The sequence below is a fragment of the Aquirufa salirivi genome (assembly GCF_045310485.1).
Lineage (GTDB): Bacteria > Bacteroidota > Bacteroidia > Cytophagales > Spirosomataceae > Aquirufa > Aquirufa salirivi.
Window position 1 is genome coordinate 128,489 of sequence record NZ_JBEWZH010000009.1, and the last position, 16,274, is coordinate 144,762.

Sequence of the window (16,274 nt, forward strand, 5' to 3'; positions counted from 1 at the left end):
CTACTCGGCTCTTTTATTTTTAACAGAAATCAATAATTTGTCTGAAATTAAGCTATTGGCAAGCCAAGCTTTTTTCTCACCTTGAAAGGCAAGCAACAGCTCCTTGTTCGATTGAGTATCTGCATTCACCCAACTAGGAGAACCTGCATCTTTATAAGCTGAATACCAAAATGAGGCTACTCGGTGCGCTGAAACCAACATCCGATCCTGTACCTTATCACCCAATCGATGGCCATAAGCTTGAATAAATTCTTTGGTATAATAATTTAAGGTTCGACCGTTTCTCACAACCTGCATATGTTTCTTTTCTATACCAATGGCGGCAGTTACTTCCTTTTCTACTTGAAACAGTTCAGGCAACATCGCATGAGATTCCATTAAAATCTCAAAAATAAAATCCTGAGGTTTGGCAATATACACCAATGGTTTTGATTGGTATTTGGCTAGCTGATATTGCGGCAATTGCTCCTCTGGAACCAAACTTTCCCAAAGAGCATGTAAACCTTTTTGACCCGTCAATTGTCCATCATGATTTTTGGTGGTATGCAATGGAACATGAGCATCTGCTACATAATGACCTAAGTCTGCGGCATAAAACAATACCGAATCTTTCATTTCCTTTTTAAAGGCATTAACTAATCGTCCATAAACACGAACAACTTCCCAGGGTACTAATCCCTCTTTACGAAGTGAATCTAAACCATATTTAGCCACAGCAGCAGTATATTCATGAGGAATATCGGTCTTGTAATTTGAACCAAAAATGGATGCATCCATATCCAAATAATGTTTTACATCTTCGGTTTTATCCTCATTTCTACGCACATCTGGTCGTACGGATTGATTCACTAAATAGTCTTGATTCGCAAAAAAATAAGCTCCAAGCGGTTCTGGTAAAGCATAAATAGACACTTGCTGTAAGGTTTTATGAGCTAAAAACCCCCAAGAAGAGATGAACAGTGTGAAAGGAATAATCAATAAAAATAAATACTTAGGATTTTTCATCTTGAATTTGTTGAATGAATGATTTGGGGGATTTCCCATACTGTTTTTTAAAGGCACGCGTAAAATAAGCTGGGTCATTAAATCCCACTTGGTAAGCTACTTCGGATATATTAAACTCAGAATTTTCTAACAATAATTTAGCTTGTTGCAATCGAATCGACCTAATAAACTCATTTCCAGCTAAAGAAGTTAAGTTTTTTAATTTTCGGTACAACTGCATTTTGCTCATATCTAATCCTTTTTCTAAATCATCCACGTCAAATTCTGTTTCAGAAAGATGATCGATAACCAACTGGGTGGCTTTTTGCAGGAATGGATCCTCATATACTGGCAGTTTTCCTTCAGTTAAGCCTTGCTGAATCATCTGCTTTTGCCAGTTTTTCCTCATTCTCTCTTTGGTCTCCAGCAGTTTATTCACGCGAATTTCTAAAATATCTGCATTAAATGGTTTTGATACAAAATCATCTGCGCCGGCTTGCATTCCTTCAATTTGGCTTTCATGCGAACTTTTGGAAGTTAATATCAACAAAGGAATGTGGTTGGTCTTCGGATTTTGACGTAAGGCTCTACACAAATTAACCCCACTCATTCCTGGCATCATCCAATCGGTGATGAGCACATCAGGTATAAACTTTAAAGCCATTTCTAAGGCTTCCTCGCCCCTTTCTGCTTGAATAATTTGGAAGCGATTCTTAAAAATATCGGAGATAAACAGTCGCATTTCAGCATGATCATCCACCACCATCAAAATTTGTTTTTCTTGTTCTATGTCAAGCTCATCTGTCTTCTTAATACTAGATGCTAGTACATTTGCTGGAAATATAAGGTGGGAATGTATCCAAGAAGGATCAAAGTCGGTTTTAGTCACAGGAAAATCAATGCAAAAATCACTGCCTTTTCCTAATTCACTACTAACTTGTATATGCCCCAAATGTAATTCCATTAGCTCTTTACACAAGGAAAGTCCCACACCTGTTCCTACTCGACCGATGGAATCTGGCACTTGATAAAAACGATCAAAGATATGGGGTAAATGAGTTGAATCTATTCCTTTTCCAGTATCCATAACATGGATTTTCACTACTTGTACTTCTTCTGAATCCGCCTTAAACTGCTTCAAAAGATCCATCTTTAGCGCGATTGTGCCATCCTCTGGCGTATGTTTAAACGCGTTAGAAAGTAAGTTACTGATGCATTTTTCAATAATATCGGCATCATAATAGACAAACAATGAATCCACAGGAGCTGTCCATTTCAGCTTGATTTGTTTTTGTACAGCATAAGTCTCGAAACCCTGCAAAATACCATTCACTTGCAAAATTAAATCATGCTGAGCAATAACAGGCTGTTGTTTTCCCGCTTCAATTTTAGACAAATCCAATAATTGATTGATTAGATGTAAGAGTTTTTGAGCATTTTGATAAATGGCCAGAATACGTGATTTCTGCTCTTTGTTAGCCTGAGTATTGTTTAAAAAGTATTTCTCTAATGGACTGATAATCAGCGTCAATGGAGTCCTTAATTCATGGGAAATATTCGTAAAGAAATGCGTTTTAACTTGTTCTAATTCCCTGATTCGTTCTTTTTCTATTTCTTTCATCCGCAGATCCGTTTTAAATGCCTCTCGGATACGGACTTCGCGCATAAAACCAAAGACCATTCCTAACAAGAGCAGGGTATAAAGTCCATAAGCCCACCAAGTTCTATACCAAGGTGGTAAAACGGTAATTTTCAACTCGAAAGGTTTCTCCCCCCATACTCCATCCGAATTCGTAGCTTTTACTTTAAAGGTATAATCTCCTGGATTTAAATTGGTGTAGGTTGCCGTGCGCTGTGTCCCTACTTCATTCCATTCTTTATCAAAACCATCTAAATAATAGGCATATCGGTTATTTTTAGGTCTTTGATATTCCAAAGCCACAAAATCAAGACTAAATACCGTTTGATCTGGTTGAAGAATTAAGTGCTTAGTTAGCAGGATATCTCTTTCTAAAGGAGAATTCTCTTCCCCAACTTTAACCGGTTTATTAAATATTTTTAAACCTGTCAAATAAATAGGAGGAATATCCATTTTCATCCTCAAACTATCTGCCTTGATGTAGTTAAGGCCATTGGCTCCTCCAAAAAACAACCAGTCTTTGGAATTTTGTCCATAAGCTTGGGCTAAGAACTCTTTTCCTTGAAGGCCGTCTAATTCATTAAAATTGACAAATTTAAGCGTCTTAGCATTCATTTTAGAAATTCCACCATTGGTACTTATCCAAAGATTTCCTTGTTTATCTTCCATCATACTTCTCAAAGTATTTGAAGCTAAACCATCAGCCACGGTAAAATTTCTAAATCCTTTGCCTGGTCCCAAAAATAAATGTAATCCCCCACCATTGGTCAACACCCAAATCCGCTTATTCCGATCTTGGAATATTTTGGTAATGTTATTGTAGCGAATCCCATTGGCTAATCCATTTTTTTCAATATGAGTCAACTGTTTTGAGCTAATGTTGTAGATATAAATACCAAAACCCGTAGTACCTATCCAAATTTGCTTGTTTTCATCCACCAAAAGGCTAGATATATTTTTGGCCACAAAATTTTTAGCCCCTAGAGCGGGATATGGTATTCCGTATTTTTTACTGGGTATATCAAATTCAATGACCCCTAATCCGGCTGTGCCAAGCAATAATTTGTCCCCAATCAAGTTCATGGCGGTAAAATTTGCTGCCCGATTGCCTAATTGATAAGGATATGCCACCTGCTTTCTTTGTGGCGTCAAATTGATAAGTCCATGTCCCCATACTCCAATCCACAAATTTCCATCCGAATCAGACTGCAATATATTGACATCAAAATCCGCAACAGGATTTAATTTATTCACCCCAGCATTATTGACGATGTGGTCAATTTTCCCCGTTTTGTAATTGAAATACGATAAACCTACATTCAAACCTATCCAAACCCCATTAGGATCCGTTTTACTGGCACTGATAGCGGTCACCTTATTACTTAATAGGCCTTGTAAAGTATTAGGTTTATACCGTAAAATGGAAAATCGAGGTTTTTGAAAAAAAGCAATATTCAAACCCGCTTCCCAAGTTCCCACCCAAGTATTAAGGTTCGCATCGGTGAATAAACTAGTCACTGAAAATGAACTAATCCCTAAATCGGGATCTGGGTTAGACGAAATTTGATAATAAGAAGAAAAGTCTTCCTTATTTAATACATAAACACCATTATCCGTACCTATCCACAAATTCTGATAGGCGTCTTTGGTTAAACTCGTAACAATATTTTGTCTACTTAATGGGTTTGATGCATTATAAAAAACTCGTGCAAAACGCTGATTTTGCGGATTAAAACGGAATAGTCCGCGTCCCTCTGTGCCTACAAGGATATCCCCATTCAAGGATTCATTGATAACACGAACTCGATAATCTGGCGTATTATTATTTTCTGCCAATTTAAAAGGTAAATAGGACCTAGGTCCCAAGCGAGAGATTAATAAACCCGTTCTGGTTCCAAACCAGATAGACCCTTTGGAATGTCTATAAATCCTTACGACATCTGCCATCATGGGATTTTTCACATCGGATTCCTTAGCAATCAATTTGTTTTCTCGAGTATCATAAATTAAAATACCTAATCCAGTAGCGGAAACCATGACACGGTGATTACCTAAATTCAAAATGGATGAAACCGTCATGGAAGAAAAATCTTCCCCATTGGGCCCTTTACTGAAACGATACACTTTTCCTGTGGCTAAGTCGATTTTATTCAATCCTGCATTACGGGTACCTGCCCACATATTCCCTTCATCGTCTTCACACATGGTAAAAATATCACTACCACTGAGTGTGGTGGAGTCGGATGGATCACTTCTAAAGACCACAAAATTATTTCCATCATAGCGATTAAGGCCGTCGGAAGTAGCAAACCAAAGAAAGCCTTTTTTATCTTGAATAATTTTGGAGATGGTACTTTGCGATAATCCGGAAGCCGTTGTCAAACGTTCGTAACGTTGACTTCTTTGTGCTAGCAAGAAATGACTGGCACATAAAATCAAAACTAAGAAAGGGCGAAAACTTCGTTTCAATGGATGAATATTGCAGTATAATAAAAACTAAAATTAGAAAATTATTCCTGAATCCTGAGCTGATTTATCCCTGACAGGAATAAAAGCTTGTATGAAAATATGACTCCAAAGGATGATTAAAAGGTAATTTTTACACTTAAAATCTTACAAAACGGCCATTCTGCAAGATATATCCTGATATATGAAAGATTTGTCCTAAAGTATCCAAGCTATGAAACTTAATTTTGAACACGTTTTAAGACAAAATAATTTAGTTTTTATCCTAAAGCATCTCCATCTATTAAAATTTACCTGAATCAAATTATGAATAAATCATTTGTTTCGTTTTCTGGCAGAAATTTTGACAATAAATTGCCGAAATACCAGCAATTAATTAATTCACTTCTTCAAGATATTGAGATGGGAGAATTGAAGCCAGGAGAGCGGCTTCCATCCATCAATGAAGCTTCAGAAGAATGTTACTTGTCCAGAGATACAGTAGAAAGAGCCTACACCGAATTACACAAAATGGGAGCCATTACTTCCATTTTCAGAAAAGGATATTTCATTTCAAATTCTTCATTGAAACTAAAAACAAAAGTGATGTTTTTAGTGGGTAAGATTACCGATACGAATAAAGCCATCTTCAATTCATTCAATGAGGCGGTAGGTAAAAATGTCTTAGTAGATATTTTTACGTATCAATACAAGACGCGCCAATTTCAAGAAATTTTAGGTCAGCAGTTGGGTAATTACCACTATTATGTCATTATGCCGCATTTGATCGAAGAGGAAGAAGAAAACATCAAATGTTTAAAGAAGATTGCGGGAGATCGTTTGATCTTATTGGACCAACAATTTGAAAGCATGCAAAATACCCATGCGAGTATTGTTTGTCATCCCAAATCACAAATCATTCAAGAATTTACCAACCATACAAACCTGTTTCAAAAATACCGTTGCTTAAATCTCGTGCTTACCGAAGAAGAATACTTCGATGCGGAATTTATCAATGGCTGTGGAGATTTCTGTGAATCCATCAACATGGATTTTAAAGTATTGGATGGTCTGGACGGAGAAGAATTAAACCAAGGTGAATTGTACTTTACTTTAGATGATTCCGACTTAATTCAGGCCATCAAATACGCAGATAAGCAAAACTGGAAATTAGGACAAGATGTGGGAATCATTTCCTACAATGATCAAGGATATAAAGAAATATTATCAGGAGGAATCACCGTACTTTCCAATCAACCTGAGAAAATCGGTCGAAGAGCAGCAGCCCTTATTGGGGAAAGCTATAAGACTACAGAAGAAATTGATCTACAATTGATCGTAAGACTATCACTTTAGGGTTTAATTTTGTAGAAACGGGTCATGAAATTCATGACTCGTTTTTTTTATTTACAAAATTTATGTTTCGTTGTAGGCCTGTTATTTTAGTCCGTTTAATGGCCGAATAATGAAATAGTTCTTTAAATACCTCTTCCGACAAAGATTCCCAATCTCCCCTTTCCATCTCTAAAAACGCTGGTTTCGCTTCCAACCTGGGTTCATGCTGTGCTTTGGAAAAGCGGTTCCATGGACAAACATCTTGGCAAATATCGCATCCAAAAATCCACTCTTGAAAATCCGATTTCATCGATGCCGGAATGCCTTCTTTCAATTCAATGGTGAAATAGGAAATACATTTTGACCCATCTACCCAGTATGGGCTTAAAGCATCAGTAGGACAAGCATCAATACATCGGGTACAGGTCCCACAGAAATCCTTGATAGGTCCATCAGGTTCAGCAGGTAGATCAATAAGTAATTCTGCAATAAAATAAAAACTCCCCTGCTTGGGAATAATTAAGTTGCCGTTTTTACCCATCCAGCCTAAACCCGATTTCTTTGCCCATGCTTTTTCTAAAACAGGAGCTGAATCTACGAACATTCGGCCCGAAATTTCACCAAAATCATCTTGGAGCTTATCCCACAAAATTTGCATTTTATCCTTTACCACCCGGTGATAATCTTCACCATAGGCATATTTGGAAATCTTAAAATGATGATTTAATGGTACAAGTTCTGGACTAGGAAAATAATTAAAAACTAATGAAACCACTGTCTGACAGCCCTCAACCAATTTTCGAGGATCTAAACGCTTATCAAAATGATTGGCCATATAAGCCATTTCACCTTGCAATCCTTGATTTAACCAAGCCTCCAAACGAGGAGCTTCTTCTTCTAAAAAATCAGCCTTAGATATTCCACAAAAAGAAAAACCCGCCTCAAAAGCGCGATTTTTAATCAAAGAAGAAACTTGTTTGGGATCTCGTGTCATATTCCTAAAATTACGAAGATGCCTTATCTCTGCCAAACTGTCATAAAATACTTTTTGGCTTATGATTTGTGAGGCTATGAAAGCGTATTAATTTTGCCTTATGAAAAAGAAAGAAAACGAGAATAATTTAGAAGAAGAGAAAATCCAATCCGAAAATCAGGAAAATTTGACAGATAACGAAGAGACAGATACCCAAGAGACTCCTACGGATGAGTTGGCAGAAATGAAGGAAAAATACCTTCGCTTGTATTCAGACTTTGAAAATTTTAGAAAGCGGACCGCTAAAGAAAAAGTAGACTTAATCCAAACGGCATCAGCAGGATTGATCGTAGAATTACTTCCTGTCATCGATGATTACGAACGCGCTCTAGCCAATGCTCCCGAAGGAGAAATTTCAGAAGGTATTCAATTAATTTTTGCCAAAATCAATTCGGTTTTACAATCGAAAGGTTTAAAAGAATTACCTGCCAAAGGTGAGGTATTTGATGCGGAAATACATGATTGTATTACGCAATTTGCCGCACCAACAGAAGCTGATAAAGGTAAGGTGATAGAAGTGATTGAAAAAGGATATACGTTACACGAAAAAGTCATCCGCTTTGCGAAAGTGGTGGTTGGTAATTAATAAGTAAAATGGCTCAAAAAAGAGATTATTACGAGGTATTGGGAGTAGCTAAAACAGCTTCTGAGGAGGAGATTAAGAAGGCGTATCGTAAGATGGCCATTAAATACCATCCAGATAAAAACCCTGATAATAAAGAAGCAGAAGAAAAATTCAAAGAAGCAGCTGAAGCCTATGAAGTTTTAAGCAATGCCCAGAAAAAAGCCCAATATGACCGATTTGGGCATGCCGGTATGGGTGGTGCTGCTAGTGGAGGATTCAATGGTGGAAATATGAACATGGAAGATATCTTCTCTCAATTTGGAGATATCTTTGGTGACGAAAGCCCATTTGGAAACTTTTTCTCTGGAGGCCGAGGTGGTGGAGGAAGACGCCAGCGCAAGGGTTCAGACTTACGTATTAAGCTCAAGCTGAATTTGGAAGAGATTGCCAATGGTGTAGAGAAAAAAATTAAAGTTAAACGTCATGTAGCCTGTAAGACTTGCTCTGGAAACGGCTCTAAAAATGGTACCAACTTAAAGACTTGTCAAACTTGTCAAGGTTCAGGTCAAGTTCGTCGCGTACAACAAACCATGTTAGGTCAAATGGTGACTTCTTCTACCTGCCCTACTTGTAGTGGTGAAGGTAAGAGTGTTGGAGCTAAATGTGATGTATGTTTTGGTGAAGGTCGTGTTTTAGAAGAAGAAATCATCCCAATCAAAATTCCTGCTGGTGTATCCAACGATATGCAGCTATCCATGAATGGAAAAGGAAATGTTCCTCCTCGGGGTGGAGTAGCGGGTGATTTATTAATTGTGATTGAAGAGGAAGCCCATGAGGTTTTACACCGAGATGGCAATAATATCATCTTTGATTTATACGTCAGCTTTGCTGATGCCGCTTTAGGTACTTCAGTAGAGGTTCCTACGATCGGAGGTAAAGCTAAAATCAATTTAGAGGCAGGAACTCAAAGTGGTAAAATTCTTCGCTTAAAAGGCAAAGGAATCAAAGAGTTGAATGGCTATCATGTAGGTGACCAATTAGTACACGTGAATATTTGGACACCCAAACAATTGACCAAAGAAGAAACTGAGATTTTAGAGAAATTAAGAAGTTCGGAAAACTTTACTCCTCAACCAGGAAAATCCGACAAGGGATTCTTCCACAAGGTTCGAGATATGTTCAGTTAGAAAACACTCAATATGTATTAAAACAAAGAAAGGCTTGATCACTCAAGCCTTTCTTTGTTTTACAGCAATCAATCATCATTTTACCCATTGATACGGGTAATCTGTTTATTGAAAATTTCTTCCAATTCCTTGTACTTCGCAGGATTAACTTTTGATTCTTTAAAAGCAGAAACGATCAAATTCATCTCATAGAATGCGATCTGTATATCCCGATCATGTGAACGAATATTGTCCTCAGAGAAGTAAAAATCAATCGCCTTAGAATTTCGTTTAATAATGGTATTCGCCATACTCAAGGCTTTAGCTTCATCACCAATCTCTAAATACAAACCAACCGAGCTAGCCGAAAACTGGTCGTATGGAATGACTTTGTTCGGCATGACTTTATCCAAATAATCCAATACTTGTTTCGCCTTGGGTAAATTACCTTCACGAATCAACTGATCGGCTAAACGATACACCCCTAGTCGGGCCGTAACACTAGGAATTCCCAAATAAAAATCTCCATGGTAGTAAATATTTTCATTATTTAAACCTCTCCAATACATTTTATTTAAGAAATTATCAGCCATGATTTTTGTGTTCACAAAACCATCTTTGGCTCCTGGGATTTTGAAAGGCATCAAACGGTAAGCATAACCCTCCAATTGCATACTTTCTTTCAATCCTAAATATTGATCATTCGGCAAAGTAGATGCAAAATAGATAGGACGCTTCCACCCTGCTTTCGCATTATTTGAAATAACTTCCAATTGAATCAATTCACCTTTGAAAATATTTTTACCCGGAAGCTTCCAACCAATGCTGGTACTCAAGAATGGAGTAAACTCTTTAGGGAACCAATTACTGGACGCAATTTCCGTAGGATTAACGGGTATGACCAATGAATCTGAAGGGAAAGTATTGATCGTATCGCCCGATTGAGTCTGAGCTTGAATTCTCGGGTCATTTTTATGCAATAAATCCAAATAGTCTGGCAATGACATCCCCGTGATGTTCGGATTACCATTGTACATGATTTGATCATTAACACCCTCTAAGAATTGGTCTTTGGTTAATTCAATGGGCAAGGGTGCTGATTGATACGTTTGACGCTTCATTTGATCGATGTACCAATCTGTACCCAATAAAGATAAATTACAAACACGCACATCGGTACGGAAACCTTCTACCTCTTGTACGTACCAAAGAGGAAAAGTATCATTGTCACCCCCAGTAAATAGAATGGCATTAGGCGCACAGCTATTCAACAAGTTTTTAGCAAAGTCGATTTGATGATATCTACCACTTCTATCGTGATCATCCCAGTTTTGCTGAGCCATAATCAAGGGTGCAGAAAGTCCAAATACAGCTAATAATGACCATTTCAATTGCGGACTTCGAACAATTTTGGTCAACCATTCACCGATTTGCATGACACCTAAACCTGCCCAAATCGCCATAAAATAGAAAGAACCTACGTAAATATAATCACGCTCACGAGGCTCCACAGGTGGAGAATTCAAGTAAACCACCAAGGCTACTCCGCTGAGAACGAACATTAAAATTGTTATCAGAAAATCCTTTTCATTTTTATTGTACAAAAGGTAAAAACCTAAGAAAACCAAGATGAGTGGTAAAAAGAAATAGTTATTTCTGGCTTTATTATTGGCTAAATTTTCTGGTAATTTGGATGAATCTTGGAATGGATTAATAGCCCAAGCATCTTGATAATCACTTTCTCTACCTAGGAAATTCCACAACAAATATCGCATGTACATATGCCCTACTTGATGCGTAAATAAAAAGCGGAGATTATCCCCAAAACTTGGTTTTTGACCCGCTGGAATTCCCAACATTTCTTGGTACAAGGCCACATGCTGAGGCGAATTACTGTATACACGAGGCAACAACATTTGCTGGTCCTTTTGGTACACGTATTCTGGTTTGTAAGTGTAAACCTCGTATTTACCGTCTTTCAACTTATAAACAGGCTCACCTTGCTTAAATTCTTCAATTTCGGCCGTATATACAGGACCGTATAGCAAAGAACGCTCACCATATTGCTCCCTTTTCAAATACTTTAAGAAATTCAAAATATTACTTGGGTCGTTCTCGTTAATCGGAGGATTATATCCTGAACGTACTAAGGCCACAGTATAGGTGGAATAACCGATCATCAGGAATACAAATGAAAACAAGGCAATATTCAACACCTCTTTACCTTTGGCATATGAATAACGAATTCCTAAAACAACGGCCAAAATAACTAAAAACAAGAAAAATAGAGCTCCACTACCATTACTTAATCCAAGTGAATTCACAAAGAATAATTCAAACTTGAATGCAATAGAAGGTAAGCCAGGAATGATACCTGAATTAATGATAACCAAAATAACTAAACCAATAAACATGGCTATAAAACCGCCTTTATAAGTTGGTTTAGCTTCACGCTTAAAATAATATAAGATGGCCAAGGCAGGTAAAGTCACCAAGTTCAATAAATGGACACCGATGGACAGACCTACTAAATAAGCAATAAATAAAATCCAACGGTTCGCTTCAGCACGATCTTCGACTAATTCCCAGCGGAAAGCCGCCCAAACTACAATGGCTGTAAAGAATGACGACATGGCATATACTTCTGCTTCAACTGCTGAAAACCAGAAAGAATCAGAGAACGTATAAATCAAGGAACCAACTACCCCAGAAAACAATAAGGTATAGGTTTCTGGCTTAGAAAGTTCTTCAAATGATTTGTTAATGACCTTACGACCAATCATCACGATGGTCCAATGCATGAAAAGGATAGTCAATGCACTGCTGATAACCGAAAGCATGTTGACCCAAAAGGCCACCCGACTCACATCTCCCAGCGCCAATAATGAAAACATTCTTCCAAGTAAAAGAAATAAGGGTGCTCCTGGAGGGTGAGGAACCTGTAGCTTATAAGAACAGGCGATGAATTCACCGCAATCCCAAAAGGAGGCTGTAGGTTCAACGGTTAGTGTATAAGTAACTAATGCGATGGTAAATACGAACCATCCAGTTACATTATTTAAGCGTTTAAAATTCATCATATGTTAGAAATTAAAATCAAATGTACAGGGATTCATCCTGCCAAAAAAAAGCTTTTTGTTAAGAGTTGTTAATTGAATTGCTTTAAAAATCGAACGTCATTTTCGGTAAATAAGCGTAAATCTTTGATTTGATATTTCAACATAGTGATGCGTTCAATACCCATTCCAAAGGCAAATCCATTGTATTTCTTCGAATCAATACCCACATTTTCCAAGACGTTAGGATCGACCATTCCTGCTCCCGCTATTTCTACCCATCCTGCTTGTTTACATACGTTACAACCTTCCCCTTTACACAATAGACACGTAATATCCATTTCGGCACTTGGCTCAGTGAATGGAAAATAAGATGGCCGGAAACGAACTTTGGTATCTTTTCCAAACATCTCTTTGGCAAAGTGGTAAAGTGTATCTTTCAAATCCTTGAAACTCACTTTTTCATCAACGTACAATCCTTCTACCTGATGAAAAAGGCAGTGCGCACGAGCAGAAATTGCCTCATTTCGGTAAACACGACCCGGCATAACCGAACGAATGGGAGGTTTCTGATGCTGCATCAAACGTATTTGCACATTGGAAGTATGCGTTCTTAATAAAACATCATCTTGAATTTCTCCTGCTCCTTTTTCAATGAAAAACGTATCCTGCATCTCTCTAGCCGGGTGATTAGCCGGAAAATTTAAGGCAGTAAAGTTGTAAAAATCTGTTTCTATCTCTGGTCCATCAGAAACCGAAAATCCCATGCGATTGAAGATTTCTAAAATTCGGCTACGGACCAAAGTCAAGGGATGTATAGTTCCTTGCTGAACAGGACTAGATAAAGTCAAATCCGAAGGAATGACAAAGTTAGACTTTGCATCAGCAAATGATTCCTGAGCTAGTGTAAACTTATTTTCAGCTAGATTTTTTAATTGATTTAAGGCTTGACCAACCTCTCTCCTATTTTCAGCAGGTACATCTTTTAGCCCGTCAAATAAACTAGCTAAACGACTTTTACGACCTACAAACTGAATTCGGAATTGCTCTACATCAGATTCATTTGAAATGACAAAAGCCTCAATTTCATCCTGAATCACCTTTATTTGTTCATTCATTCAATAAAACGTTAATTATAATATTTTTATACCTAAGGTAAGATGCCATACACTAGCCTTTTGAGAAATATTCACATCGGAAGGAATGGGCACCGTATTTGACAAATCTGTTAAATTCCCTTCATAGCGTAGATCTACAGTTAATCCCAATAAATCCAAACCTCCTCCTACGGTGTAGGAAAAATACGCCTTGGAGATAGCATCTCGAACAGAGGCTGAAGATGCTACGGAAGTAATCGCCTGAGCAATGGTATTATCTGAATTCAAATTATACGATGCCACAGGACCTGCCAAAACGTGTAATGGTCCTAGTTTGTATCCCAACAATATAGGTACATCTAAACTTGTATAAGCTACATCCACCATTTTATTCATACTAGTTATGTTGATTGTGGCATTTTTGGCAGTAACTAATACTTCAGGCTCAATGAACAATTTACGTCCTACCCGTGCATAAACACCACCAACATAACCTGTTTTTAATGCAAGATTCTGATTGATGATATCATTTATGGGAACAGAGGCTCCTTTATATGTCATACTTTCTACATTAATGGAGGACAAAGTGATACCTCCTTTTATTCCAAATCGGAATAAACTACCTGTAACTTTTCTAGCCCCAAATTGGGCATTAGCTTGAAAAATCATTCCTGAAAGGAACAAAAACAGTAAGCTGAACTTCATTGACTTTTTCATGATTGGGCGGTTTAATTCAATTAGCTTGTAAAATTATCCTTTTTACTTCGAAAAAAAAGGAAAAACCAAATCAAAGCGTAATTTTGGGTTCTTAATCTATTTATGTGGCCAAAGCCAAAACCTCTTTTATTTGTCAATCTTGTGGACAGTCCTCTCCTAAATGGTTAGGTAAATGTCCTGCTTGTGGAGAATGGAATACTTTTGTGGAAGAACTCATTGAAACGACCATACATCCAGCTGAAGTTTGGAAAAATAAAAGCACTAGTAGAACGGCTCCTGTACCTAAATTATTGCAGGAAATCAGCTTTGAGAGCAGTCCCAAACTTCAATGTTCGGATGAAGAATTCAATCGGGTCTTAGGTGGAGGTATCGTTCCTGGAAGTTTAGTCTTGATCGGCGGTGAGCCAGGCATTGGTAAATCTACCTTGCTGCTTCAAGTAGCGCTTTCTCTTCAAGGTCCAAGAATATTGTATGTCACTGGAGAAGAATCAGAACAACAGATAAAATTGAGAGCTGACCGTTTAGGACCAATTTCACAAGATTTATACATCTTGACAGAAACCAACACTCAGCAAATCTTCAAGCATTTGGTCGATTTAGAGCCTGATCTAATCATCATAGATTCCATACAAACTTTATATTCAGATCAGATAGAATCTGGTCCTGGTTCTGTTTCTCAAATCAGAGAATGTGCCTTGGAACTCATGAGATTTGCCAAAGAAAGTGGTACACCCATCTTTCTTGTGGGTCATATTACCAAAGAAGGATCCATTGCAGGTCCTAAAGTATTGGAACATTTAGTGGATACAGTTCTACAATTTGAAGGAGATCGAAATATGATTTACCGAATTCTTCGAACTACGAAAAATCGATTTGGAAGTACTTCTGAGCTAGGAATATATGAAATGCTAGGCAATGGTTTAAGGCCCGTGAGCAATCCATCTGAAATTCTCCTTTCCTCCAGAGATGAGCCTGCTTCAGGTATAGCTATTGGAACCATTTTGGAAGGAAATAGACCCCTATTGATTGAAATCCAGTCTTTAGTCACCCAAACTTCTTATGCCACGGCGCAAAGAACTGCTACGGGATACGATGCCAAACGATTGAATATGTTGTTGGCCGTTCTGGAAAAAAGAGGAGGATTTAGGCTAGGAACACAAGACGTGTTTTTGAATATAACGGGTGGTATCCGAGTAGATGATCCAGCCTTGGATTTAGCTGCTTGTATGTCTTTACTTTCTTCACATGAAGATAAAGTCATCGATTCCAGTATTTGTTTTGCTTCCGAAGTAGGTTTAGGAGGAGAATTACGTGCTGTGACACGTATAGATCAACGCATCGCAGAGGCAGAAAAACTTGGATTTAAAGAGATTTGGATTAGTAAATACAATCAGAAAAGCATCAATTATAAAGCCAAAACGATTAAGGTTCAAATGGCCAGCACTTGGATGGAAGTTATGATGAACATTTGGAAACGAACGTAATTTCTGGATATGCAACTTCTATTAAATGTAATCCATGCGCAGGAACAGCCCTACCGGCTTGTTTTCGATCTTTCGCATCTAAAATCCTGATTAAATCAGCTTGGTCCCATTTACCCAGCCCTATTTCAATCAAGGTCCCAACTACTGCACGAACCATGCCGCGTAAAAAGCGATTTCCTTGAATCGTAAAAATCAACTGATTGCCTTCTTTTTTCCATTCTGCTCGACTTATTTGACAGTCAAAAGTCGTCACATCTGTTTTTACCTTAGAAAAACTCTGGAAATCTCGGTGATTCAATAGCATCTGAGCAGCTTGATTCATTGCATCCAAGTTTAATGGAGCTTCAAACCAATAAGCATATTCTCGTGAAAAAGGATCTTTTGACTGACTAATGCGATATTCATAGGTTCTGCCTGTAGCATCAAAACGCGCATGAAAATCATCGGGCACTTGATATACGGCCTGAATGGCTAAACTTGCAGGAAGTATCCGGTTCAATCGATATACCCAATCCACCTTTGGCTGATTTGCCTCCTCAAAAATATCAAAATGAGCAAATTGTTCGCGGGCATGAACACCCGTATCAGTTCGACTACTCCCCACTAAATCCACAGAAATGCCAGCAATGGTACTCAGAGCCTTTTCAAGTTCCGACTGAACTGAAATGGCATTTTGCTGAATTTGAAATCCATGAAAAAAGCCGCCATCGTACGAAAACTGTAGTAGATAACGGCTCATTTCTGTGGGGATTT

11 protein-coding genes are annotated in these 16,274 nt (G+C 37.9%); 4 read left to right on the top strand and 7 right to left on the bottom strand.

Going from position 1 to position 16,274, the window contains the following annotated elements; genetic code table 11:
• Complete coding sequence (locus tag U0R11_RS12325) at positions 1-1,005, bottom strand: zinc dependent phospholipase C family protein (protein WP_406751973.1); 1,005 nt, start codon at positions 1,003-1,005, stop codon at positions 1-3.
• Positions 992-5,092 (bottom strand): hybrid sensor histidine kinase/response regulator transcription factor, encoded by a 4,101-nt coding sequence (locus tag U0R11_RS12330; RefSeq protein WP_406751974.1) that lies wholly within the window; start codon positions 5,090-5,092, stop codon positions 992-994. The genes U0R11_RS12325 and U0R11_RS12330 overlap by 14 nt, the downstream gene beginning before the upstream one ends.
• A gap of 303 nt (positions 5,093-5,395) precedes the next feature.
• On the opposite strand from U0R11_RS12330, the gene U0R11_RS12335 reads away from it, so the two are divergent.
• The gene (locus U0R11_RS12335; protein ID WP_406751975.1) at positions 5,396-6,424 is read left to right on the top strand and encodes a GntR family transcriptional regulator; all 1,029 of its coding nucleotides are present in this window, start codon (positions 5,396-5,398) and stop codon (positions 6,422-6,424) included.
• A gap of 31 nt (positions 6,425-6,455) precedes the next feature.
• On the opposite strand, the gene queG is transcribed toward U0R11_RS12335, so the two are convergent.
• Positions 6,456-7,397: a tRNA epoxyqueuosine(34) reductase QueG gene (queG, locus tag U0R11_RS12340; RefSeq protein WP_406751976.1), complete on the bottom strand. Its 942-nt coding sequence runs from the start codon at positions 7,395-7,397 to the stop codon at positions 6,456-6,458.
• A 100-nt stretch (positions 7,398-7,497) separates the two neighbouring features.
• Between queG and U0R11_RS12345 the strand changes: the two genes are divergently transcribed.
• Both U0R11_RS12345 and dnaJ read left to right on the top strand, forming a co-directional pair.
• Positions 7,498-8,022 (top strand): nucleotide exchange factor GrpE, encoded by a 525-nt coding sequence (locus tag U0R11_RS12345; RefSeq protein WP_406751977.1) that lies wholly within the window; start codon positions 7,498-7,500, stop codon positions 8,020-8,022.
• A gap of 8 nt (positions 8,023-8,030) precedes the next feature.
• Positions 8,031-9,188 carry a molecular chaperone DnaJ gene (gene dnaJ, locus U0R11_RS12350; protein ID WP_406751978.1) on the top strand — a complete coding sequence of 386 codons (1,158 nt, stop codon included), beginning with the start codon at positions 8,031-8,033 and terminating at the stop codon, positions 9,186-9,188.
• An 80-nt stretch (positions 9,189-9,268) separates the two neighbouring features.
• Here dnaJ and U0R11_RS12355 read toward each other — a convergent pair whose 3' ends face one another.
• The 3 genes from U0R11_RS12355 to U0R11_RS12365 form a co-directional block, all read right to left on the bottom strand.
• Positions 9,269-12,247 (bottom strand): glycosyltransferase family 117 protein, encoded by a 2,979-nt coding sequence (locus U0R11_RS12355; protein WP_406751979.1) that lies wholly within the window; start codon positions 12,245-12,247, stop codon positions 9,269-9,271.
• 68 nt (positions 12,248-12,315) lie between these two features.
• On the bottom strand, positions 12,316-13,341 hold the full coding sequence (gene pheS, locus U0R11_RS12360) for a phenylalanine--tRNA ligase subunit alpha (RefSeq protein ID WP_166374275.1): 1,026 nt from the start codon (positions 13,339-13,341) through the stop codon (positions 12,316-12,318).
• Between the two features lie 15 nt (positions 13,342-13,356).
• Positions 13,357-14,037 (bottom strand): outer membrane beta-barrel protein, encoded by a 681-nt coding sequence (locus U0R11_RS12365; protein ID WP_406751980.1) that lies wholly within the window; start codon positions 14,035-14,037, stop codon positions 13,357-13,359.
• A 104-nt stretch (positions 14,038-14,141) separates the two neighbouring features.
• Between U0R11_RS12365 and radA the strand changes: the two genes are divergently transcribed.
• Positions 14,142-15,521 (top strand): DNA repair protein RadA, encoded by a 1,380-nt coding sequence (radA, locus tag U0R11_RS12370; protein WP_406751981.1) that lies wholly within the window; start codon positions 14,142-14,144, stop codon positions 15,519-15,521.
• Here the strand turns inward: radA and truA are convergent.
• Positions 15,493-16,260 carry a tRNA pseudouridine(38-40) synthase TruA gene (gene truA, locus U0R11_RS12375; RefSeq protein WP_406751982.1) on the bottom strand — a complete coding sequence of 256 codons (768 nt, stop codon included), beginning with the start codon at positions 16,258-16,260 and terminating at the stop codon, positions 15,493-15,495. The two genes, radA and truA, sit on opposite strands and share 29 nt — an antisense overlap.
• Positions 16,261-16,274 lie beyond the last annotated feature (14 nt).